This window comes from Pseudomonas sp. Marseille-P9899 (assembly GCF_903166565.1).
Taxonomy (GTDB): Bacteria; Pseudomonadota; Gammaproteobacteria; order Pseudomonadales; family Pseudomonadaceae; genus Aquipseudomonas; species Aquipseudomonas huaxiensis.
In genome coordinates this window covers 313,892-337,420 of sequence record NZ_CAESCG010000006.1, presented here as the reverse complement: position 1 = coordinate 337,420, position 23,529 = coordinate 313,892, and the positions used below count along the sequence as shown (strand labels likewise).

The 23,529-nt window shown below is 64.0% G+C and carries 17 protein-coding genes and 1 pseudogene; 11 read left to right on the top strand and 7 right to left on the bottom strand.

All coding sequences use genetic code 11. The features are described from left to right. Positions 1 to 8: 8 nt before the first annotated feature. From recC to recD, 3 genes are read left to right on the top strand one after another with little or no spacing between them, the layout of a single operon-like run. Positions 9 to 3,491 (top strand): exodeoxyribonuclease V subunit gamma, encoded by a 3,483-nt coding sequence (recC, locus tag HWV67_RS25850; RefSeq protein ID WP_175653316.1) that lies wholly within the window; start codon positions 9 to 11, stop codon positions 3,489 to 3,491. After that, entirely contained in the window at positions 3,488 to 7,177 is a 3,690-nt protein-coding gene (gene recB, locus HWV67_RS25845) for an exodeoxyribonuclease V subunit beta (protein ID WP_175653315.1), read from the top strand. Before recC ends, recB begins: the two co-directional genes overlap by 4 nt. Then, positions 7,174 to 9,255 carry an exodeoxyribonuclease V subunit alpha gene (gene recD / locus HWV67_RS25840; RefSeq protein WP_175653314.1) on the top strand — a complete coding sequence of 694 codons (2,082 nt, stop codon included), beginning with the start codon at positions 7,174 to 7,176 and terminating at the stop codon, positions 9,253 to 9,255. The genes recB and recD overlap by 4 nt, the downstream gene beginning before the upstream one ends. 51 nt (positions 9,256 to 9,306) lie before the next feature. On the opposite strand, the gene HWV67_RS25835 is transcribed toward recD, so the two are convergent. After that, positions 9,307 to 10,254, bottom strand: a complete 948-nt coding sequence (locus tag HWV67_RS25835) for a LysR family transcriptional regulator (RefSeq protein ID WP_175653313.1) — start codon at positions 10,252 to 10,254, stop codon at positions 9,307 to 9,309. 134 nt (positions 10,255 to 10,388) lie between these two features. On the opposite strand from HWV67_RS25835, the gene HWV67_RS25830 reads away from it, so the two are divergent. Continuing rightward, on the top strand, positions 10,389 to 11,915 hold the full coding sequence (locus tag HWV67_RS25830) for a CoA-acylating methylmalonate-semialdehyde dehydrogenase (RefSeq protein WP_175653312.1): 1,527 nt from the start codon (positions 10,389 to 10,391) through the stop codon (positions 11,913 to 11,915). Positions 11,916 to 11,925: 10 nt separating this feature from the next. Beyond that, positions 11,926 to 12,813, top strand: coding sequence for a 3-hydroxyisobutyrate dehydrogenase (gene mmsB / locus HWV67_RS25825; protein WP_110971015.1), 888 nt, complete (start codon positions 11,926 to 11,928; stop codon positions 12,811 to 12,813). Between the two features lie 57 nt (positions 12,814 to 12,870). On the opposite strand, the gene HWV67_RS25820 is transcribed toward mmsB, so the two are convergent. Both HWV67_RS25820 and HWV67_RS25815 read right to left on the bottom strand, forming a co-directional pair. Beyond that, positions 12,871 to 13,215, bottom strand: a complete 345-nt coding sequence (locus HWV67_RS25820) for a cupin domain-containing protein (protein ID WP_042124881.1) — start codon at positions 13,213 to 13,215, stop codon at positions 12,871 to 12,873. A gap of 84 nt (positions 13,216 to 13,299) precedes the next feature. Continuing rightward, positions 13,300 to 14,187, bottom strand: coding sequence for a LysR family transcriptional regulator (locus HWV67_RS25815; RefSeq protein ID WP_175653311.1), 888 nt, complete (start codon positions 14,185 to 14,187; stop codon positions 13,300 to 13,302). Between the two features lie 117 nt (positions 14,188 to 14,304). On the opposite strand from HWV67_RS25815, the gene HWV67_RS25810 reads away from it, so the two are divergent. Next, on the top strand, positions 14,305 to 15,069 hold the full coding sequence (locus HWV67_RS25810; protein WP_175653310.1) for a sulfite exporter TauE/SafE family protein: 765 nt from the start codon (positions 14,305 to 14,307) through the stop codon (positions 15,067 to 15,069). Here the strand turns inward: HWV67_RS25810 and HWV67_RS25805 are convergent. Next, entirely contained in the window at positions 15,059 to 15,373 is a 315-nt protein-coding gene (locus HWV67_RS25805) for a putative quinol monooxygenase (RefSeq protein ID WP_175653309.1), read from the bottom strand. The genes HWV67_RS25810 and HWV67_RS25805 overlap by 11 nt on opposite strands. Before the next feature lie 190 nt (positions 15,374 to 15,563). Between HWV67_RS25805 and HWV67_RS25800 the strand changes: the two genes are divergently transcribed. From HWV67_RS25800 to ggt, 3 genes are all read left to right on the top strand, one after another. Further along, positions 15,564 to 16,154 carry an NAD(P)H-dependent oxidoreductase gene (locus HWV67_RS25800; RefSeq protein WP_175653379.1) on the top strand — a complete coding sequence of 197 codons (591 nt, stop codon included), beginning with the start codon at positions 15,564 to 15,566 and terminating at the stop codon, positions 16,152 to 16,154. A 65-nt stretch (positions 16,155 to 16,219) separates the two neighbouring features. Further along, a complete protein-coding gene (locus HWV67_RS25795; protein WP_175653308.1) occupies positions 16,220 to 17,116 on the top strand; it encodes a LysR family transcriptional regulator in 897 nt (298 codons plus the stop codon). Between the two features lie 98 nt (positions 17,117 to 17,214). Further along, a complete protein-coding gene (gene ggt / locus HWV67_RS25790) occupies positions 17,215 to 18,882 on the top strand; it encodes a gamma-glutamyltransferase (RefSeq protein WP_175653307.1) in 1,668 nt (555 codons plus the stop codon). Positions 18,883 to 18,957: 75 nt separating this feature from the next. Here ggt and HWV67_RS32285 read toward each other — a convergent pair whose 3' ends face one another. The 3 genes and pseudogenes from HWV67_RS32285 to ypfJ all read right to left on the bottom strand — a co-directional run bounded on the left by HWV67_RS32285 (position 18,958) and on the right by ypfJ (position 21,963). Then, on the bottom strand, positions 18,958 to 19,821 hold the full coding sequence (locus HWV67_RS32285) for a methyl-accepting chemotaxis protein (protein ID WP_371864354.1): 864 nt from the start codon (positions 19,819 to 19,821) through the stop codon (positions 18,958 to 18,960). Further along, positions 19,813 to 20,742 (bottom strand): annotated as a pseudogene (locus tag HWV67_RS32280) (methyl-accepting chemotaxis protein); the annotation flags it as partial. The pseudogene HWV67_RS32280 and the gene HWV67_RS32285, both read right to left, overlap by 9 nt. Before the next feature lie 342 nt (positions 20,743 to 21,084). After that, the gene (gene ypfJ / locus HWV67_RS25780; RefSeq protein ID WP_175653305.1) at positions 21,085 to 21,963 is read right to left on the bottom strand and encodes a KPN_02809 family neutral zinc metallopeptidase; all 879 of its coding nucleotides are present in this window, start codon (positions 21,961 to 21,963) and stop codon (positions 21,085 to 21,087) included. Positions 21,964 to 22,169: 206 nt separating this feature from the next. On the opposite strand from ypfJ, the gene pcaH reads away from it, so the two are divergent. Beyond that, complete coding sequence (gene pcaH, locus HWV67_RS25775) at positions 22,170 to 22,889, top strand: protocatechuate 3,4-dioxygenase subunit beta (RefSeq protein ID WP_110971008.1); 720 nt, start codon at positions 22,170 to 22,172, stop codon at positions 22,887 to 22,889. 13 nt (positions 22,890 to 22,902) lie between these two features. Beyond that, entirely contained in the window at positions 22,903 to 23,508 is a 606-nt protein-coding gene (gene pcaG, locus HWV67_RS25770; protein ID WP_095159931.1) for a protocatechuate 3,4-dioxygenase subunit alpha, read from the top strand. The last annotated feature ends 21 nt before the right edge of the window (positions 23,509 to 23,529 follow it).

The window sequence follows — 23,529 nt, the reverse complement described above, 5'->3', positions numbered from 1 at the left end:
GATGCCTTATGTCGCATGCAAGCACGCTTCTTCCAGGTTTCATGGTTGTTCACGGCAACCGTTTGGATGAGCTGCGAAGCCTGGTGGTGAGCTGGATGCGGCGTTATCCCCTGGCACCCCTGGAGAACGAGATCGTCCTGGTGCAGAGCAACGGCATCGCCCAGTGGCTGAAGCTCGCTCTGGCTGAAGACCCTGAAGAAGACGATACGGGCGGCAGCGGTATCGCCGCAGCCATCGAGGTACAGCTCCCTGGCAGTTTCATGTGGCAGCTCTACCGGAAAGTCCTCGGCCGCGAAGAAATTCCGGAAACGTCGCTCCTCGACAAAGCCCCGCTGACCTGGCGCCTGATGCGCCTGCTCCCCGAGCTGATCCATCAACCCCACTTCGAACCGCTGCAGCGCTTCCTTCTCGATGACAGCGACCTGCGCAAGCGCTATCAATTGGCCGAACGCCTGGCCGACCTGTTCGACCAATATCAGGTCTATCGCGCCGACTGGCTCAAGGAGTGGGCCGCCGGTCGCCATGTGCTGATCAACGCTCGCGGTGAGTCGCGCCCGCTGTCCCCGGCCAACTGTTGGCAGGCCGAGCTTTGGCGAGCATTGTTGCTGGATGTTGGTGAAGCTGGAATGGCGCAAAGCCGTGCCGGCGTGCATCAGCGCTTTATCGAGCGCATCAACGGGTTGGCGCAGGCCCCGACCGGGCTGCCATCCCGCGTCATCGTCTTCGGTATTTCTTCCCTGCCGGCCCAGGCCCTCGAGGCGTTGGCCGGCCTGGCTCGCTTCAGTCAGGTATTGCTCTGTGTGCATAACCCCTGTCGCCACCACTGGGCCGATATCGTTGCCGACAAGGACCTGCTCCGCCACCAGTACAAGCGCCAGCAGCGCAAGCAAGGCATGGCCGGCCCGATCGATGCGCAAAGCCTGCACCAGCATGCTCACCCGTTGCTCGCCGCTTGGGGCAAGCAGGGGCGCGACTACATCAACCTGCTCGACAGTTACGATGACCCGTCTAGTTACCGCACCGCTTTCAGTGATGGTCGCATCGACCTGTTCAGCGAAGACGAGCCCCAGCACCTGCTCGGCCAATTGCAGGACGACATTCTCGAACTGCGCCCCCTGAACGAAACCCGCGAGCTTTGGCCCGACGTCGACCCGGCGAAAGACCGTTCCGTGCGCTTCCATATCGCCCACAGCGCCCAGCGCGAAGTGGAGATTCTTCACGATCAGTTGCTCGCCCGCTTCAGCGCCGACCCCGGCTTGCGCCCGCGCGATGTGATCGTCATGGTCCCGGATATCAACGCCTACGCGCCCCACATCCGCGCGGTATTTGGCCAGCTCGATCGCGGCGAAACGCGCTATATCCCGTTCACCCTCACCGACCAGGGTCAACGCGGTCGCGACCCGTTGCTGATCGCCCTGGAACACCTGCTCAAACTGCCCGACAGCCGCTTCCCGGTCAGCGAAATCCTCGACCTGCTCGACGTGCCGGCCTTGCGCGCCCGCTTCGCCATCAAGGAAAGCGACCTGCCGACCCTGCATCGCTGGATCGAAGGTGCCGGCGTGCGTTGGGGCCTGAATGCCGAGCAGCGTGCCAGCCTCGGTTTGCCGGATGACCTGGAACAGAACAGTTGGCGTTTCGGCCTGCGTCGGATGTTGCTGGGCTATGCGGTGGGAGCGGGCGAGAGCTGCGACGGCATTGAGCCGTACGACGAAATCGGCGGCCTCGATGCCGCGTTGATTGGCCCGCTGGTTGCCTTACTCGACGCTCTGGAAGTGGCCCACGCCGAACTGTCCCGTCCCGCCCCCGCAGCGCAATGGGGCGAGCGCCTCAACGCCCTGTTGCAGGTGTTTTTCCTGGCTGAAAGCGAGCATGACGACTACCTGCTGGTCCAGTTGCAGACCCTTTGCGACACCTGGCTGGGGACTTGCGAATCGGTCGGTCTGCAAGACCTGCTGCCGCTCACCGTGGTCCGCGAAGCCTGGTTGGCCGGCCTGGATCAAGGCCGTCTTTCGCAGCGTTTCCTCGCAGGTTCAGTGAACTTCTGCACCTTGATGCCGATGCGCGCAATTCCGTTCAAGGTGGTGTGCCTGCTGGGCATGAACGACGGTGACTACCCCCGCGCCCAGCCGCCGCTGGATTTCGACTTGATGGGCAGCGACTACCGCCCCGGCGACCGCTCCCGTCGTGAGGACGACCGCTACCTGCTGCTCGAAGCGTTGCTGTCGGCCCGGGCGCAGCTTTACGTCAGTTGGGTTGGTCGCAGCATTCGTGACAACAGCGATCGCCCGGCGTCGGTGTTGATTGGCCAACTGCGCGACCATATCGCCGCGGGTTGGCGACTCAAAGGCGCCGCCAGCGACAGCAAGCACAACGCCGGCGAACAACTCCTGCACAAGCTCACCACCGAACACCCGTTGCAGCCCTTCAGTGCCCGTTACTACCACCGCGGCAGCGACCTGTTCAGTTACGCCCGCGAGTGGCGTAGCCTGCACCTGCCGGCCGAGGCCACTACGCCGGAGTACGATCAACTTGAGCGCTATGAACCCGACGAACCGCTGACTCTGGCGCTGCTTCAGGACTTTGTTCGTCACCCGGTCCGGCACTTTTTCAGACATCGGCTGAAGGTGTTCTTCGAGGCGGTCGAAGCGCCACTGGCCGATGATGAACCCTTCGTGCTCGATGCCCTGCAACGCTACAGCCTGAGCGAAAGCCTGCTCAACGCTGCGCTGGTCGATCCCGCGCAAAGCGATGCGGCGCTGCTCGGCCAGGCGCATCGCTTGCAGGGCAGCGGCCTGTTGCCGCTGGCCGGTTTTGGCGAGTGCCTGCGCGAAGAACTGATTGAACCGCTACCGGACCTGCTGCAGCGCCACCGCCAGTTGTTGCAACAGTGGCCGACCCGTATCGACAGCGCCTTGCCGATTCGTTTCGAGGCCGGCGCGCTCAAGCTCGAAGGTTGGCTTGGTCGTGTCCAGCAACGTACCGACCAGGCGCTGCTGAGCATCACCACCTTGCCCAACGGCATCAGCAGTGGTCGCTCGCTGAAGTGGCATCGCTTGACGGCCACCTGGGTCATGCACCTTGCCGCGTGTGCGGTAGGCCATCCGCTGCACAGCGCCGTGGTCGCCACTGACATCACGCTGATGCTGGAGCCTCTGCCGCAAGAGGAGGCAGCCGAGCTGCTGACCCACCTGCTGCTGTCGCGTCAGACCGGCATGAACGCGCCGCTGCCAGTAGCGATCAAGACCGCCTTTGCCTGGCTCGCCCAACACGAGAAAGACCCGGAACGGGCCTTGGCCGACGCCGCCAAAACCTACGATGGCGACGGCCAGCGAGACGGCGAGCGCAGCGAGAGCGCGGCGTTGCTGCGTCAGTTCAGTGATTTCGCGGCGATGACTGCGAGCGAAGAATTCGAGGGCTGGTGCGAAGCCCTGTACAAGCCGATGTTCGAAGCCAAATGGCAGACACTGGCCAGCGAAGAGGTGCGTCCATGAGCGTTGCAGTAACCCAGGCGCCACTGGCGTTGACCTTTCCCCTGCATGGCAGCCAGTTGATCGAAGCCAGTGCCGGCACCGGCAAGACATTCACCATTTCCGCCCTGTACCTGCGCCTGGTGCTCGGCCACGGGGGCGAGCAGGGCTTTGGTCGCGAACTGTTGCCGCCGCAGATTCTGGTGGTGACCTTCACCGACGCCGCGACCAAGGAGCTGCGTGAGCGAATCCGCACCCGTCTGGCCGAGGCGGCGCGGTTCTTCCGCGGTGACCTGGCCGAAGCGGACCCGCTGCTCGCCCAACTGCGCGAGCAATACGACCCTGCCCATTGGCCGACCTGCGCTAATCGCCTGGAAGTCGCCGCCCAGTGGATGGACGAGGCGGCCGTCTCGACCATCCACAGTTGGTGCCAGCGGATGCTGCGCGAGCACGCCTTTGACAGCGGCAGTCTGTTCACCCAGACCCTGGAAACCGACCACAGCGAATTGCTCGGCCAGGTCATGCGCGATTACTGGCGGCGCTTCTGCTACGGCATGGAAGACGAGGCGCTGGCCTGGGTGCGTAACAACTGGGGCAACCCGGACGACCTGCTGCCGCGGGTACGCGCACTGTTTGGCCGGCATGCCGGAGAGGTGCGCACGCAAGAGCCGCAAGAGGTTATCGCCGACGTGCTGCGCCAACGTGCCGAGCAGTTGCGCGAACTGAAAGCGCCTTGGGCGCAATGGTCGGATGAACTGCTGCAACTCTGCCGCGAGGGCGTGAAGGCCAAGCAGGTCAACGGCAGCATGATCCAGGAGCGTTATTTCAAACCTTGGTGCGAGAAGCTGCGCAACTGGGCCGAGGACGAGCAGGCGCAAGAGCTGGATATCGGCACCGGTTTCACCCGCCTGACCCCGGAAGGCGTGGCGGTCGCCTGGAAAGTCGACCCGCCGAGTCACCCGGCACTGGAGGCCATGGTCGCCTTGCGCGAGCAACTGCAAAGCTTGCCGACGCCGGACGCGCAACTGCTCGAACACGCTGCCGCCTGGGTCTCTCAGCGCTTCGAACAAGAGAAGCGCCGCCGCGCGGAAATGGGCTTCGACGACATGCTGCAACGCCTCGACAGCGCCCTGAGCGGGCCTGCCGGCGAGCGACTGGCCGGGTTGATCCGCGAGCAGTTCCCGGTCGCGCTGATCGACGAATTCCAGGACACCGATCCGGTGCAGTACCGCATTTTCGAGTGCATCTACCGTATCGAAGAAAATGTGCGCGATACCGGCCTGTTCTTGATCGGCGACCCGAAGCAGGCGATCTACGCCTTCCGTGGCGCCGATATTTTCACCTACCTCGGCGCCCGTCGCGCCACCACCGGGCGCCTGCACAGCCTCGACACCAACTTCCGCTCCACCCAGCCAATGGTCACTGCGGTCAATCATGTGTTCGAGCAGGCCGAGCAGCGTGCGGCCGGCCGTGGTGCCTTCCTGTTTCGCGACAAGGACGGCGACAACCCGGTGCCCTTCGTTTCGGTACATGCGCGTGGGCACAAAGAGCAGTTGCAGGTCGATGGCGAGGCGGTGCCAGCGCTGAACCTGTGGCACCTGGCGAGCGATGAGCCGGTGTCGAACACCGTCTACCGGCAGAAGATGGCCGCGAGTTGCGCGAGCCTTATCGTCACCTTGCTCAACGGCGGGCAGCAGGGCCGCAGCGGCTTCGTCCAGGGCGAGCAGTTGCGCGGCTGCCAACCATCGGATATCGCCATCCTCGTGCGTGATGGCCGTGAGGCACAGCTTGTTCGCGCCGAACTGGCGGCGCGCGGCGTGCGCAGCGTGTACCTCTCGGACAAGGATTCGGTGTTCGCCGCCCAGGAAGCCCGCGACCTGCTGGCCTGGCTCAAGGCCTGCGCCGAGCCGGACAACGAGCGCCTGCTCAAGGCGGCGCTGGCCAGCGGCACCCTCGCTCAGCCACTGCGCGAACTGGCGCGACTGAATGAAGACGAAATGCGTTGGGAAGGCCGGGTCATGCAGTTCCGTCAGTACCGGCTGATCTGGCGAATCCAGGGCGTGCTGCCAATGTTGCGACGCCTGCTGCACGACTTCGAGCTACCCCAGGTGCTGATCGGCCGCACCGATGGTGAGCGGGTGCTGACCAACCTGCTGCATCTCGCCGAGCTGCTGCAGCAGGCCGCCACTGAACTGGATGGCGAGCAGGCGCTGATCCGTCATCTGGGCGAGCATCTCGCCGCGTCCGGACAAGCGGGTGAGGAACAAATCCTGCGCCTGGAAAGCGACGAGCAACTGGTCAAGGTGGTGACTATCCACAAATCCAAGGGCCTGGAGTATGAGCTGGTGTTCCTGCCCTTCATCTGCACCGCCAAACCGGTGGACGGCAAGCGCCTGCCGCTGGGTTGGCACGATGAAAGCGGTGCCGCGCACCTCACCCTGAGCCCCACCGACGAGCAAATCGCCAAGGCCGATGACGAGCGCCTCGCCGAAGACCTTCGCCTGTTCTATGTCGCCCTGACCCGGGCGCGGCACGCCTGCTGGCTGGGTGTGGCCGACCTCAAGCGCGGCACCGGCAAGGACTCGCTGCTGCACCGCAGCGCCCTTGGGTATCTGTTGGGGGGTGGCCAGCGGCTGGCGGAGTCCGCGGCGCTGACGAGCTGGCTCGATGCCCTGCAAAAAGACTGCGACGCCATCCACAGCCAGGCGCTGCCGGAGGCCGACGAACAGCTTTACGTCGCGCCCCGGCAGACCGCCGAATTGCTTGCCGCGCGCGAGCCCAAGCGCCGCGCTGCCGAGAATTGGTGGATCGCCTCCTACAGTGCTCTGCGCATCGGCGAGGATGCTTTGGAGCTGGACGCCGATGTGCCCCAGGCCCAGCAATTGCTCGATGACGAACGTCCTGATCCGAATGCCCTGCGCGAAGTCGCGGCGATCGCCGGAGACATCCACCGCTTCCCACGCGGCCCCAATCCCGGCACCTTCCTCCACGGCCTGCTGGAGTGGGCTGGGCAGCAAGGTTTCGAACGGGTGGTCGCCGCGCCGCAAGAGTTGCGCGATATGGTTGGCCAGCGCTGCAACCGCCGCGACTGGAAAGGCTGGATCAACACTCTGAGTGACTGGTTGCAGCACCTGTTGCAGTCGCCACTGCGGCTGGGTGACGACAGCGCGCCGGTGGCCCTCGGTGGGCTGAGCCAGTACCAGATCGAGATGGAATTCTGGTTCGCCAGTCATCGCGTCGATGTGCAGCGCCTGGACCGGCTGGTGGCCCAGCATACCCACCAGGGCGCCTCGCGCCCGGCCGCTCAGGCGGCGCTGCTCAACGGCATGTTCAAGGGTTTCATCGACCTGGTGTTCGAGCACGACGGCCGTTATTACGTGGCCGACTACAAGTCCAACTGGCTTGGCCCTGATGACCTGGCCTACAGCGAAGCGGCCATGGAGTCGGCGATTCTCGAACACCGCTACGACCTGCAATACGTGCTCTACCTGCTGGCCCTGCACCGGCAACTGCGCGCGCGCCTGCCCGACTACGACTACGACCAGCACGTCGGCGGCGCTGTGTATATCTTCTTGCGCGGTGCGCATTCATCGACTCAGGGCGTGTATTTCGCCAAGCCGCCGCGGGCGCTGATCGAGCAACTCGACGCGCTGTTCCGCGGTGTTCCACAGGTGACGCAGCAGGACCTGTTCTCGGGAGAAGTCCAATGATCCGCACGTTCAACGATTTGCTGCCGACGCCGCTGGACGCCGAGCACCTGGCATCCCTCGCGCCCTTGAGCGATAGCGCCGACCTGCTGGCGTTGCTCGATCGCTGGGTCGAGCGAGGCTGGCTGCGGGCGCTGGACCGCGCCTTCGTCGGTTTCCTGCGCGAGCGGGAACCGGGCGGCGATCCGTTGGTGCTGTTGGCCGCGGCCCTGGCCAGTCATCAACTGGGGCACGGGCATGTCTGCCTGGACCTGGAAAAGACCCTCGCCGAACCGGACTTCGCCCTGTCGCTGCCGCCGGAAGGCGATGCCTTGGCCGGGCCGTTGTTACTGCCTTCGCAGTTGCTTGAACGACTCACCGGCGACACCTGGCTGGAGCGCCTGGAACGCAGCACGCTGGTGGCTGCGGGCGACCAGCCGCAGCACACGTCGCGGCCGCTGGTATTGAGCGGCGGGCGACTTTACTTGCGTCGTTACTGGACCTACGAACGGCAAATCGATGACGCCCTGCGCCAGCGACTACAGCAGACCGAAGCGACGCCCACGGACCTGCGTGCGCGTCTCGACAACCTGTTCAAGGACGGCGCCGAAGCCGGGCAGATCGACTGGCAGAAACTCGCCTGTGCCCTGGCCACTCGTGCGGCGTTCAGCATCATCACCGGCGGCCCCGGCACTGGCAAAACCACCACCGTGGTGCGACTGCTGGCGTTGTTGCAGGCGCCCGCGGTGGAGGTCGGGCGTCCGCTGCGGATTCGTCTCGCGGCGCCCACCGGCAAGGCCGCGGCGCGCCTGACCGAGTCCATCGGTCAACAGGTCGAGCGGTTGTCGGTGAGCGCAGAAGTACGGGCGCAGATTCCCTGCGACGTCTCCACTGTGCACCGTTTGCTGGGCAGTCGTCCCAACTCGCGGCACTTCCGTCATCATGCCGGCAACCCGCTGCCGCTGGATGTGCTGGTGGTGGACGAAGCGTCGATGATCGACCTGGAAATGATGGCCAACCTGCTGGCGGCAATGCCGGAAAATGCCCGGCTGATCCTGCTGGGCGACAAGGACCAACTGGCCTCGGTGGAGGCCGGTGCGGTGCTCGGCGACCTGTGCCGCGACGCAGAGGAGGGCCGTTACAGTGACGAGACTCAAGCCTGGCTGGAGCAGGTCAGCGGCGAGTCTCTGAGCGCCAGTGGCTTGCAGGCGGGCGATGCCGGGCGTTATCCGCTGGCGCAGCAAGTGGTGATGTTGCGGCGCTCGCGGCGCTTTGGCGAAGGCAGCGGTATCGGCCAGTTGGCGCGTTTGGTCAATCGCCAGTTGGCGAGCGATGCGCGTGCGCTGTTGCGCGAAGGGCAATACGCCGACGTGTTCGGCCTGACCCTGCGTGGCGAGCAGGATCGCGCCCTCGACAAGCTGGTGCTCGACGGCCTGGAGCGTGGGCCGAAGGGTCCGCTCGGCTATCGCGATTATTTGCATGCTATCCGCCAGGGCCGTCCGGCGGCGGACCTGCCGGCTGATGATCCGCGTTGGAGCGAGTGGGCGCTTGAGGTACTGAAAGCCTTCGAGCGCTTCCAGTTGCTCTGCGCCGTGCGCAAGGGGCCTTGGGGTGTGGAGGGGCTCAATCAGCGCGTCAGCCGGGTGCTGACTGCTGCCGGCCTGATCGACGGCGACCAGCCCTGGTACGAAGGTCGCCCCGTGCTGGTGACCCGCAACGACTATGGCCTGAACCTGATGAACGGCGATATTGGCATCGCCCTGCGGGTGCCGGACGGCCAATCAGAGATCGCGCCGCTGCGGGTAGCCTTCCCGCGCAACGATGGCCGCGGCGGCGTGCGCTTCGTGTTGCCGAGTCGCCTCAGCGAGGTGGAAACCGTCTACGCGATGACTGTGCACAAATCCCAGGGCTCGGAGTTCGCCCACACCGCGCTGGTGCTGCCGGATGCATTGAATCCAGTGCTGACCAAGGAACTGATCTACACCGGGATTACCCGGGCCCGGGACTGGTTCAGCCTGATCGAACCGCGCCAGGGAGTGCTGGAAGAGGCGGTGGGTAGGAAGGTGAAGCGGATTTCGGGGTTGATGCTGGAAACGGTGTAGGTCGCTTCGCGACGGCCGGACACCTCGCTCATCAGCGATGAGGCCCGGCCGTCACTCCGGAAACACCATCTCCCGCGATTCCCCCATCAACAGCGGCCTGTTCTTCTCCGTCACGTCGCGGATGTAATCCCACAACAAGGTAATCCGCTTCAACTTGCGCAAATCCTCCCGGCAGTACATCCAGAACTGCCGGGTGATGCTCACTTCGTCCGGCAGCACCGGCACCAGACGCGGGTCTTGGGCGGCGAGGAAGCAGGGCAGGATGGCCAGGCCGCGGCCCTGCTGGGCGGCGACGTATTGGGCGATGACGCTGGTGCTGCGCAGGTGCGCGGTGGCGTTGGGCAGCAGGTTGTTGAGGTAGAGCAGTTCGGAACTGAACGCCAGGTCGTCGACATAGCTGATGAACGGGTGCTCGCCCAGGTCGCTGCTGCGCCGGATTGGCGGGTGGCGGTCGAGGTAGTCCTGGGTCGCGTACAGGCGCAGGCGGTAGGCGCACAGTTTGCAGCACACGTAGGGGCCGTGTTCCGGGCGCTCCAGGGCGATAACGATATCGGCCTCGCGCTTGGACAGGCTGATGAAGTGCGGCAGCGGGAGGATGTCCACCGAGATGGCCGGCCAGGTGTCGACGAAGTGGCTCAGCTGCGGGGTGATGAAGAAGCTGCCGAAGCCTTCGGTACAACCCATGCGCACATGCCCGGAAAGGGCCACGCCGGAGCCGGAAACCTGTTCGCAGGCCATGTGCAGCGTGCTTTCGATCGACTCGGCGTAGCTCAGCAGGCGCTGGCCCTCGGTAGTCAGGACGAAGCCGTTGGTCCGGGACTTTTCGAACAGCAAGGTGCCCAGCGCCTGCTCCAGCGAGCTGATGCGCCGCGACACGGTGGTGTAATCCACATTCAGGCGCTTGGCCGCGCTGCTGGCCTTGCGGGTCCGCGCCACTTCAAGAAAGAACTTCAGGTCATCCCAGTTCAGAGAACCCAGGGAGGTGATGTTTTTTTGCATGTTGGACCGGCTTTTATGTGCGTTTTTGTTGGAAGTTTGCACATCTATACTCGAAAACAGCCCAGGCCCCAAGCCCCGTCGCGGCTGCCGCGCCGGCAATTCTCTCGCTAAAAACAATTTCCAGGAGAAGCCCCATGAACGCATCCCTTACCCCCGGCCAGACCAAGGTCGATCAGGTCCGCCTATTGATCGACGGCCAATGGGTCGAGTCGAAAACCAGCGAGTGGCGTGACGTGGTCAATCCGGCGACCCAGGAAGTCCTGGCCCGCGTCCCCTTCGCCACCGCCGAAGAGCTGGATGCCGCCGTGGCCGCTGCGCAACGCGCCTTCAAGACCTGGAAAGACACGCCGATCGGCGCGCGGATGCGCATCATGCTGCGTCTGCAAGCGCTGATCCGTGAGCACTCCAAACGCATCGCCGTGACCCTCAGTGCCGAACAGGGCAAGACCATCGCTGATGCCGAGGGCGACATCTTCCGCGGCCTGGAAGTGGTGGAGCATGCGTGCAGCATTGGCACCCTGCAGATGGGCGAGTTCGCCGAGAACGTCGCCGGCGGCGTCGACACCTACACCCTGCGCCAGCCGATCGGCGTCTGCGCCGGTATCACCCCGTTCAACTTCCCGGCGATGATCCCGCTGTGGATGTTCCCGATGGCCATCGTCTGCGGCAATACCTTCGTCCTCAAACCGTCCGAGCAGGATCCGCTGTCGACCATGCTGCTGGTGGAGCTGGCGATCGAGGCCGGTGTGCCGGCCGGTGTGCTCAACGTCGTGCACGGCGGCAAGCAGGTAGTGGACGGCCTGTGCACTCACACCGATATCAAGGCGGTGTCTTTCGTTGGCTCCACGGAAGTCGGCACTCACGTGTATGACCTGGCCGGCAAGCACGGCAAGCGCGTGCAATCGATGATGGGCGCGAAAAACCATGCGGTGATCCTGCCCGACGCCAACCGCACCCAGACCCTCAACGCCTTGGCGGGTGCCGCGTTCGGTGCGGCAGGCCAGCGTTGCATGGCGACCTCGGTGGCGGTGTTCGTGGGCAAATCCCGCGAGTGGCTGCCGGAACTGAAAGAGCTGGCCTCGAAACTCAAGGTCAATGCCGGCAGCGAGCCGGGCACCGACGTGGGCCCGGTGATTTCCAAGCGCGCCAAGGAGCGTGTGCTGGGCCTGATCGAAAGCGGTATTCGCGAAGGCGCCACACTGGAGCTGGACGGCCGTGACGTGAAGGTGCCGGGCTACGAGAACGGCAACTTCGTCGGCCCGACCCTGTTCTCCGGGGTGACCACCGACATGCAGATCTACACCCAGGAAATCTTCGGCCCGGTGCTGGTGACGCTGGAAGTCGACACCCTCGACGAAGCGATCGCCCTGGTCAACCGCAACCCCTTCGGCAACGGCACCGGCCTGTTCACCCAGAGCGGTGCGGCGGCGCGCAAGTTCCAGTCTGAAATCGATGTCGGACAGGTCGGTATCAACATCCCGATTCCGGTGCCGGTCCCGTACTTCAGCTTCACCGGCTCGCGCGGTTCCAAGCTGGGCGACCTCGGTCCGTACGGCAAGCAGGTGGTGCAGTTCTACACTCAGACCAAGACCGTCACCGCTCGCTGGTTCGATGACGACAGCGTCAACGATGGCGTGAACACCACCATCAGCCTGCGCTAAGGAGTTGATCATGCGTATTGCATTCGTGGGTCTTGGCAACATGGGCGCGCCGATGGCGCGCAACTTGATCAAGGCCGGCCACAGCCTCAACCTGTTCGACCTCAACACCACCATCCTGGCCGAGCTCGCCGAGCTGGGCGGGCATATCAGCGACTCGCCGCGTGATGCAGCGAGCAACGCCGAACTGGTGATCACCATGCTCCCGGCCGCAGCGCATGTGCGCGGCGTGTACCTCGGCGAGAACGGCGTGCTGGCCGGCGTGCGCGCCGGTACGCCGGTGGTGGATTGCAGCACCATCGACCCGCAGACCATCCGCGACGTTTCCGCCGCGGCGGCGAAGCAGGGTGTGGACATGGGCGATGCGCCGGTGTCCGGCGGTACCGGCGGCGCAGCGGCGGGCACTTTGACCTTCATGGTCGGCGGCAGTGACGAACTGTTCGCCACCTTGCAGCCGGTGCTGGCGCAGATGGGCCGCAACATCGTGCATTGCGGGGGCGTGGGTACCGGGCAGATCGCCAAGATCTGCAACAACCTGCTGCTGGGGATCTCCATGGTCGGCGTGTCCGAGGCCATGGCCCTGGGTAACGCGCTGGGCATCGACACCAAGGTGCTGGCGGGGATCATCAACAGTTCCACTGGGCGCTGCTGGAGTTCTGATACCTACAACCCATGGCCGGGCATCATCGAAACGGCGCCGGCGGCCCGTGGGTATACCGGTGGCTTTGGTGCGGAGCTGATGCTGAAGGATTTGGGCCTGGCGACCGAAGCGGCGAAGCAGGCGCACCAGCCGGTGATCCTCGGCGCGGTGGCGCAGCAGTTGTATCAGGCGATGAGCCTGCGTGGGGATGGCGGGAAAGACTTTTCGGCGATTGTGGAGAGTTATCGCAAGCCGGAGTGATGTTGAAACAATCGCTGCGGTTCGGGGCGCCGAACCGCAGCGGTTGGGTTTTGAAAATCAGGCAAACACGAAATACTTGCGCACCGTCTCAACCACTTCCCAGGTCCCCTTCATCCCCGGCTCGACGATGAAGATATCCCCCGCCCGCAGATGAATCGGCTCCTGACCATCCGGCGTGATCACGCAGTATCCTTCCTGGAAATGGCAGTACTCCCACTTCTCGTAGTTCACCCGCCATTTGCCCGGGGTGCAGATCCAGGTGCCCATGATCTTGCTGCCGTCTTCGCTGGTGTAGGCGTTGAGGTTGACGGTGTGCGGGTCGCCCGCCAGTTTTTCCCATTTGCAGGCGTCGAGGACCGGCAGCGGATGGGTATCGCGAAGGACGACGATTGGCTTGGACATACAGGCTCCGGCAGACAGAAGAAAGAGCCCGCAGCCTAGCGAGCCCGTCCATCCGGCAATTGCCTGTACTCGACGTCGAGTTGTCTAAACGCGCGGCGCCAGTGCATCGAGCAATGCCGTGGCCTGACCCGGCAACGCGGCGAAATCCCGCGCGCAGAGCAGCAGCCGGCGCTCGGCCCAGACTTCGCGCAACGCCACGCTGCGCAGCGGCAACACGCCCTGCCAGCGCTGCACCGCGGCGAGCGGCACGATGCCCAGCCCTGCTCCGTGGGCGACCATGCGAATCACCCCATCGAAACCTTCCGCCCGCACCCGCACCTGCATCCGCCGGCCCAGGTGCAGCGCCTGTTCTTCCAGGTGCAACGCTAGCGCGCTGGCGGCGCCGAGGCCGACGTAACCGTGCTCCAGCGAGCGAGCGAAGTCGAGGTTATCCACAGCCGCGAGCGGATGGTCCGGGGCCATGATCAGCACCAGCGGATCGTCGCGGAAAGGGCGTGTCTGCAGGTCTGCGGTGACCACCGCGTCAGAAACGATGCCGAGGTCGGCGATGCCCTTGCCGAGGGCCTGGACGATGCGCAGGCTCGGCAGCTCCTGGATATCCACATCGATGTGCGGGCGCTGGCGCAGGAAGTCGGCGAGTAGTTCCGGCAGGTACTCGGTCAGCGCCGCCGTGTTGCACAGCAGGCGCACCTGGCCCTGCAAGCCGCTGGCGTACTGCGTCAGGTCGAACTGCAGGCGCTCCACCTGCTGGCCAATCTGCCGCGCATGATTGACCAGCGCCTGCCCGGCCGGAGTCGGCTGCACGCCACGACGATTGCGCTCCAGCAGGGCGATGCCGAGCGAGCTTTCCATCGCCCGGATCCGCGCACTGGCCGCCGGCAGCGACAGGTGACTGCGCTGAGCCCCGGCGGTGATGTTGCCGCACTCGACGGTGTGGAGGAAAAGGCGGAGGTCGATGAGGTCGAAATGCATGGGCGGGGCCAACGTGAAGGTTGGCGAAGTATAGAACGCTCAGCCTATTGTCTAGCGATAGGCTGGCTCAACTAATCGCGACTATTCAACGAGTTTCACCCAACGCAACATGGCTTCATGAACACACTCATCGGCTTCTACCAAGACATCGGCCCAGCCCTATCACTGCTGGTGATAGCAACCTTCCTCCTGGCCGGCGCGGTGAAGGGCGTGATTGGGCTCGGCCTGCCGACCATCGCCATGGGCCTGCTCGGCCTGGCTATGGCGCCGGCGCAGGCTGCGGCGTTGCTGATCGTGCCGTCGACCGTGACCAACGTCTGGCAACTGGCGAGCGGCGGACATTTGCGTGCGTTGCTGCGGCGGCTGTGGCCGATGCTGTTGATGGTGTTTTTCGGCACGCTGCTGGGCAGCGCCTGGCTGGGCATCAGCAGCGGAGCGTGGGCGGCGCATGCGTTGGGCGGGGCGTTGTTGCTCTATGCGCTGGTCGGGCTGTGGTTGCCGCCGTTCAGTCTGAAACCGGGTCAGGAGCGCTGGCTGGGGCCGCTGTGTGGCGCAGTGACCGGGGTGATCACCGCCGCGACCGGGGTGTTCGTGATTCCGGCGGTGCCTTATCTGCAAGCGCTGGACCTGGACCGCGATGAGCGGGTCCAGGCCCTTGGCCTGTCGTTCACGGTGTCCACGGTGGCGCTGGCCATTGGTCTGGCCGGGCAGGATGCGCTGGGCGGCGAGGCGCTGGGGGCCTCGTTGTTGGTGCTGGCGCCGGCGCTGCTCGGCATGCTGTTCGGCCAATGGTTACGGCAGCGCATCAGCGCAGCGCTGTTCAAGCGCTGCTTCTTCATTGGCCTGGGGCTGCTCGGCGCGCACCTGATGGTCAACGGTTAGCCGAAGACTCGCTGAGCATCTCGATCAACTGGATGTCGAAATCCCGCTCCAGGTAGTCCATGCGCTGCTCGGCGAACTGCTGCATGTGCGGCAGCGCCGAATGCACGTCCAGCGCCGCCTTGCTGGCCCAGATTTCGTAGAACACGAACAGGCTCGGGTCTTCCTTGTCGCGCAGCATGTGGTACTCGATGCAGCCGGGTTCGGCACGGCTTGGCTCGACGTAACCACGGAACAACGCCTCGAAAGCCTCGGCTTTTTCCGGACGGGTCTTGGCTTTGAGGATAAAGCCGTAGGGTTCGCTCATGAGGTGACCTCCGTTGAATGTGATGCTGATTTTATTTCATTAATAAGCGGTCAACTCGTGCTTTTAAGGCAAAAGTATTTTGCCCGCGCGTGGGTTTTTCCGTAGCCCCGGCCTCATTAATCTGCCGCCATCCAGTTATCCCGGTCCCCAGGCCAGACGCCCGGCAGGACCCCGACAGATGAGGCAAATGATGAAAAAGGTCCTGTTGCTCAACGGTGGCAAGAAATTCGCCCACTCCGATGGCCGCCTGAACGAAACCCTGCATGAGACGGCCTTGGCCTTTCTCGACCGCGCCGGCTTCGACGTGAAGACCACCTATATCGACGGCGGCTACGACAATCAGGAAGAGGTCGAGAAATTCCTCTGGGCCGACGTTATCGTCTACCAGATGCCCGGTTGGTGGATGGGCGCGCCGTGGACCGTCAAGCAGTACCTCGATGAAGTCTTCACCGCCGGCCACGGCAGCCTTTACGCCAGCGATGGCCGGACCCGCTCCGATGCCTCTCAGAAGTACGGCAGCGGCGGTCTGATCCAGGGCAAGCAGTACATGCTCTCGCTGACCTGGAACGCGCCGCAGCAGGCGTTCGATGATCCCGCCGACTTCTTCGAAGGCAAGGGCGTGGACGCGGTGTACTTCCCGTTCCACAAGGCCAACCAGTTCCTCGGCATGAGCGGCCTGCCGACCTACCTGGCGGTGGATGTGATGAAGCGCCCGAACGTGCCGGCCGCGGTCGCCGCGTATGAAGCGCACCTGGCGAAGGTGTTTGGCGTCGCGGCCTGATGCGACTTGCGTCGCCGGCTGCGAAGGGCTATCACTCTGCGCGTCGTGTGTCGTGAGGTAGTCCCGTGAAAGCCAGGTCCGATGAATTGCAGGTGTTCGTCTCGGTGATCGAGTGCGGCTCGATTTCCGCCGCCGCCGAGCAGGGCGGGCAGACGCCCTCGGCGATCAGCCGCACGCTGTCGCGGCTGGAAGCCAAGCTCGGCACCACGCTGATCAACCGCACCACGCGGCGCATGGACCTGACCGAAGAGGGGCGGTATTTCTTCGAGCGGGCCAAGTCCATTCTCGAACAGATGGATGATCTGGAAGACCACCTTTCCCGGCACCAGCAGACCCCGTCCGGGCGCCTGCGCATCAATGCCGCGCTGCCGTTCATGCTGCATGCCATCGTGCCGTGGGTGGCGGAGTTTCGCGCGCTCTACCCGCAGATCCAGTTGGAGCTGAACACCAGCGACCTGATCATCGACCTGCTGGAGCAGAGCACCGACGTGGCGATCCGCATCGGTGACCTGGCCGACTCCAGCCTGCATGCCCGTTCGCTCGGCTGCAGCCCGCTGAACCTGCTGGCCAGTCCTGAATACCTCGAACGCCACGGCACACCGCAGCGCGTTGAGGACCTCGCCGGACACACGCTGCTCGGCTTCACCCAGACCGAAACCCTCAACCACTGGCCGCTGCGTCATGTCGAAGGCGACCGTTTGCTGATCCGCCCGGACCTGTCCGCCTCCAGCGGCGAAACCTTGCGTGCGCTGGCGCTGGCCGGTGATGGCATTGCCTGCCTGTCGCATTTCATGACCCATGAGGACATCCGCAACGGTCGCCTGCAGGTGCTGTTGAGCGATTTCAACAGCGGTTATCGCCAACCGATCAACGCGGTGTATTACCGCAACTCGCAACTGGCGCTGCGCATCCAGTGCTTCCTCGATTTCATCCAGCGCAAGCTGGCGGCCTACGCTTGCTGAAGCGTGACGCCTGCCGAAGAAACGTCAGTCCGCGTTTGAAAACTCTTCCTGCATAGTCCTTACTGGTTGTTCAACGAAAACAACACCAAGGACGTTTTATGCGCGTTGTGATTTTTCGAACCTTGGGCCTCGGTGCGGCGATTCTCGCCAGCGCATCGGCTTATGCAGTCACCCTGGAAGGCGGCGCCGTTGCCGCTCCCGATCAATATGGCGCGCAGGTTGCCGCCGAAATCCTCAAGAAGGGCGGCAATGCGGTGGACGCCGCGGTCGCCACGGCCTTCACCCTCGCGGTCACTTACCCCGAAGCCGGCAATATCGGCGGCGGCGGGTTCATGACCCTGTATGTGGACGGCAAAGCGTATTTCCTCGACTACCGCGAAGTGGCGCCCAAGGCCGCCACGCGCAACATGTACCTGGACGAGAAAGGCGAAATCATCGAGAACCTGAGCCTGGTCGGCGCCCGCGCTGCTGGTGTGCCGGGTACGGTGATGGGCTTGTGGGAGGCGCACCAGAAGTTCGGCAAGTTGCCTTGGTCCGAACTGCTGACCCCGGCGGTGGGCTATGCGAAGAACGGCTTCAAGGTCGCGGCCAAGCAATACCAGTACCGCGAAGACGCGCTGGGATTGTTCAAGGACAGCACCAACTTCAACGACTACTTCGGCCAGATGAAAGTCGGCGAAACCTTCAAGCAGCCGGAGCTGGCGCAGACCCTGGAACGTATCGCCGACAAGGGCGTCAGCGAGTTCTACCAGGGCAAGACCGCCGACCTGCTGGTGGCGCAGATGCAGGCCAGCAACGGCCTGATCAGCAAGGACGACCTCAAGGATTACAAGGCGGTGTGGCGCGAGCCGATGCGCATCGACTGGCGCGGCAACACGGTCTACACCGCGCCGCTGCCCAGCTCGGGCGGTATCGCCTTGGCCCAACTGCTGGGCATCAAGGAGCAGCGTGCGGCGGACTTCAAAGGCGTCGAGCTGAATTCGGCGCGTTATATCCACTTGCTGGCCGAGATCGAAAAACGGGTGTTCGCTGACCGCGCCGATTACCTCGGCGACCCGGCCTTCGCCAAGGTGCCGGTGGCGGAACTGGTGGCGCCTGAGTATCTGGCGCGGCGGGCCAAGGAGGTCAATCCGAATGCGATTTCCGAGACCGAGAAAGTCCGTCCGGGGCTGGAGCCGCATCAGACCACCCACTTCTCCATCGTCGACAACCAGGGCAACGCGGTGAGCAACACCTACACCCTGAACTGGGACTACGGCAGCGGCATGGTGGTCAAGGGCGCGGGCTTCCTGCTCAACGATGAAATGGACGACTTCAGCTCCAAGCCGGGGGTGGCCAACGCCTTTGGCGTGGTGGGCGGCGATGCCAATGCCATCGAGCCTGGCAAGCGCATGCTGTCGTCCATGAGCCCGAGCCTGGTGACCCGCGATGGACAGGTCACGCTGGTGCTGGGCACGCCGGGTGGTTCGCGGATTTTCACCTCGATCTTCCAGGTGCTGAACAACCTGTACGACTTCAATTTGCCGCTGGAAAAAGCCGTCGCGGCGCAGCGCGTGCATCACCAGTTGCTGCCCAAGGACACCATCTATTTCGATGCTTATGCACCGCTCACCGGTGAGGTGGCGCAAGAGCTGAAGAAGATGGGCTACACCCTTGAGGACCAGGGTTGGGAGATGGGCGATGTGCAGGCGATCCGGGTGATCGGAAGCAAGCTGGAGACGGCTTCGGATCCGCGCGGGAGAGGGGTGGGGCAGGTGGTCAAGTAAGCGCAAAGGCCCTGAAATCAGCGTTGGTTTCAGGGTCGAGCCGCAGCAAATGGGCCGCAAAGCGGCCCCTGTGACTCACACCCGGAAGTGACTCACCATCAACTGCAACTGATTCCCCAGCCGCGCCAGCTCGACGCTGGACGCCGCCGTTTCATCACTCGCCGCCGCTGTCTGTTCCGACACATCCCGTACGCTCAAGATACTGCGGCTGATTTCTTCGGCCACGGCGCTCTGCTGTTCGGCCGCTGCGGCGATCTGCTGGTTCATCGACTGGATGTCGGACACCACGCGGGTGATGCTTTCCAGTGAGGTGCCGGCCTTGCGCGTCAGTTCGACGCCGCTGTCGGTCAGGCTGCGGCTGCCGAGCATGATGTTGGCCACCTGCTGGGTGCCGCTCTGCAGGCCGGCGACCAGTTCTTCGATTTCTTCGGTGGATTTCTGGGTGCGCTGGGCCAGCCCGCGGACTTCATCCGCGACCACCGCGAAACCACGTCCGGCCTCGCCGGCACGGGCCGCTTCGATGGCGGCGTTGAGAGCCAGCAGGTTGGTCTGTTCGGCCACCGACTTGATCACGTCCATGACGCTGCCGATCTTCTGGCTTTCTTGCTGCAACTGCGCCATGGCCTGGGTGGAGCGTTCCACTTCGCCCGCGAGTTTTTCGATCTGGGCGATGGCCTGCGACACCACCTGATCGCCGGCCCGGGCCTGCTTGTCGGCGTCGGTTGCGGCTTCGGAAGCGTGCTCGGCGTTGCGCGCGACTTCCTGCACGGTGGTCGCCATTTCGTGCATGGCGGTGGCGACCTGGTCGGTCTCGACTTTCTGGTTGTTGGCGCCGGCGCTGGTCTGCTCGGTCACTGCGGAGAGTTCTTCGGCGGCGCTGGCGATTTGCGTGACGCCATCACGGATACCACTGATCAACTCGCGCAGGGTTGTGCCCATGCGCTGGATGCCTTGTTGCAGCACGCCCATTTCGTCGCGGCGGGTGACGCGCAGTTCGTGGGTCAGGTCGCCGGCGGCGATGCGCTCGACCACGTCCAGGGTCTGACGCAGCGGACGGGTGATCTGGCGGGTAATCAGTACCGCAGCGACGATGCCGGTGAGCAGTGCCAGCAGGGTCGCGATCAGTTGCAGGGTGCTGGCCTGGGCGCTTTCGGCGTCGCGGCGATCGAGCTGGATCTTGTAGAGGGCTTCGCTGCGATTGACGATGTCGTAGCCCTGCGCGGTCATTTCCTGGCGCGCCACGCCGATGTCGGCAATGGCGTTTTTGTAGCGGTTGAGGGCATCGCGATAGCCGCTCAAGGCCGCTTCGAACTGCTGGATGCGCGCGGTTTCGTTGGGCAGGGCGCGGCTCAACTGGCGGGCCTGGTCCAGCGCGCTGTCCAGTTGGCGCAAGGCGGTCTGTTCGCTTTGCGCGGTGTTGTCGGCGATGTAGCCGCGGACTTCCAGGCGCACCAGCAGCAGTTGCTCCTTGGCGGCGCTGGCGGCGCGGTATTGCTCCAGGCGGGCGGAATCGCTGTCCGACTGAGTGAGCACGTCGCGGTTGATGCCCTCGATCAGTTGCAGGGCGGTGGCGGCGGTGGTTTCCAGGTCGCCGCGGGCGCTCGCGCTGGCCTTGTAGGTGGCGCGCATCTTGTTCAGCGACACCTGATAGGCGCTGATGATCTGCGCCTGCTCTTCCAGCAGCTTGACGTTTTCCGGGCTCTTGAAGGTCTTCAGCAGGCGCTGCTGTTGCTGGCTGAACTCATTGAGCTTGACCTGCACATTGCCGGCGGCGTCGTCGTCGCCGTTGGCCAGCATGTATTGCAGGCGTGCGACCCGCAGGTTGGTCAGGTCGCTGTTGAGGCGGGGGATGTCGCTCATCCAGTTGCTGCGCTGGGTCAGGCTGTCGAGGCTGTTCCAGCCGGTCAGTGCGAGCAAGGCGGTCAGCAGCAGGACCAGGCCGAAGCCCAGGCCGAGTTTCAGGTTGACGCTGATGTTGGCAAACCAACTATTCATGGGTTCCCTCCAGAAAAAGGTGTAATCGGGTCGCTGATGATTTGTTTTTCTTGGAGGCCAGCGGATGTTGAGGAGCTTTTATCGGCGATAAGACGGGGAGCTGAAACGCTTTTTCAGTAAAACCGACAAAAACACTCAACAAAATGTGACAAGCCCCGCAAGTGCGGGGCTGTGGATGGAAAAAGAAGGGGTATTTGCGCAGGGATATCAGAGCGCCTTGGCGTTGAAGGTGTCGCACTGGTTGATATCACCCTTGCCGAACCCGGCCTTGAACCAGCGCACTCGCTGCGCCGAGGTGCCGTGGGTGAACGAGTCGGGGACCACACGGCCCTGACCCTGTTGCTGCAGGCGGTCGTCGCCGATGGCGTTGGCGGCGTTGAGGGCTTCTTCGATGTCGCCCGGTTCCAGCCAGTTGTGCCGTTGTTGCGCTTGATAGGCCCAGACGCCGGCGAGGCAGTCGGCCTGCAATTCCTGGCGCACCAGCAGACCGTTGGCGCCCTCGACCCGTTGACCGCTGCGCCGCGCCGCGTCGACCTTGGCCGAGACGCCCAGCAGCGTCTGCACGTGGTGGCCGACCTCGTGGGCGATCACGTAGGCCTGGGCGAAGTCGCCGGCGGCGGCGAAGCGCTGTTCCATTTCGCGGAAGAAACTCATGTCCAGGTACACCTGCTGGTCCGCCGGGCAGTAGAACGGACCGGTGGCCGAGGTGGCGAAGCCGCAGGCGGATTTCACCTGGCCGCTGAACAGCACCAGTTTCGGGTCCTTGTATTGCTTGCCGGCCTGGGCGAAGAGCGCCCGCCAGGTGTCTTCGGTGTCACCGAGGATGCTGGCGACGAACTGGCTGCCTTCGTCATTGGCCGCCGGCTTCTGGCCAGTCTGGGTTTGTGTCGGGGCGCCTTGTTCCATTTGTCCGGCGAGCTGGCCGAGGATCTGCATCGGGTCTTGCCCGGTGAGCAGGCCGATACCGACGATCAGCACCACCGCGCCGAGGGTGAGGCCCTTGCCGCCGCCGAAGCGCGCGCCGCCCGGACTGTCGCCCCGTGCATCGACCACGTTGTCGCTGCGTCTGCCTTTTCGCCATTGCATGGGTTGTGTCTCCCGGTGGATTTATCGCCATGAAAGGTTAGCCCACGACCCTTGGTCGAGGGAGCCTTGTCGCTATTCATAACCAAATGGTTATGTCTGTCAGTGTTCTTTTCAGTATTCGCCGGGGCGGGTCCGCGAGACACTTTGTCACACCACCTCGCCCGTCCTGATCGGGCTCTCCATAAATCCAAGAACAGGAGAACGGCATGTCTGCTACAGACACCAGTCGCTTCGTTATCCGTGATCGAAACTGGCATCCAAAAGCCTTCACCCCGGACTACAAAACCTCCATCGCCCGCTCGCCGAGTCAGGCGCTGGTCAGCATTCCGCAGTCCATCAGCGAAAGCACCGGCCCGAACTTTTCCCACCTGGGTTTCGGTGAGCACGACAACGACCTGCTGCTGAACTTCAACAACGGCGGCCTGCCTGTCGGCGAGCGCATCATCGTTGCTGGTCGTGTTTTCGATCAATACGGTAAGCCGATTCCCAACACGCTGGTTGAAATGTGGCAGGCCAACGCTGGCGGTCGCTATCGCCACAAGAACGACCGCTACCTGGCGCCGCTGGACCCCAACTTCGGTGGTGTCGGCCGTGCACTGACCGACAGCGAAGGTTTCTACAGCTTCCGCACCATCAAGCCGGGCCCGTACCCATGGCGCAACGGCCCGAACGACTGGCGTCCGGCGCACATTCACGTGTCGATCAGCGGCCCGTCGATCTCCACGCGTCTGATCACCCAGCTGTATTTCGAAGGCGACCCGCTGATCCCGCTGTGCCCGATCGTCAAGTCCATCGCCAACCCGGACGCCATCCAGCGTCTGATCGCGCGCCTGGACATGGGTAACGCCAATCCGATGGATTGCCTGGCGTACCGCTTCGACATCGTGTTGCGCGGCGAGCGCAAGACCCACTTCGAAAACCGCTGAGAGGAGTCCAGTCATGCCTATCGAACTGCTGCCGGAAACCCCTTCGCAGACCGCCGGCCCTTACGTCCACATCGGCCTGGCCCTGGCGGCCGCCGGTAACCCGCCCCGCGCTCAGGAAATCTGGAGCCAGATGGCCCGCGAAGGCGCGCCGGGCGAGCACATCGTGGTGTTCGGCAACGTCTATGACGGTAATGGCCACCTGGTCCGCGACTCCTTCGTGGAGTTCTGGCAGGCCGACCACACCGGCGCCTACAACACCGATTACAACGTGGAAAATGCGTTCAACGGTTTCGGTCGCACCGCCACCACCTTCGATGAAGGCGAGTGGACCATGCACACCGTCAAGCCGGGCGTAGCGAACAACGCCGCCGGCGTGCCGATGGCGCCGCACATCAACGTCAGCCTGTTTGCCCGGGGGATCAACATCCACCTGCAGACTCGCCTGTACTTCGATGACGAAGCCGAGGCGAACGCCAAGGACCCGGTGTTGAACCTGATCGAGCAGCCACAGCGTCGCGCCACCCTGGTGGCCAAGCGTTGCGAGTTGAACGGGAAGACGGCGTATCGCTTTGATATCCGGATTCAGGGTGAGGGTGAGACGGTGTTCTTCGACTTCTGATCGGAGTCGTCTTTGTTTGGG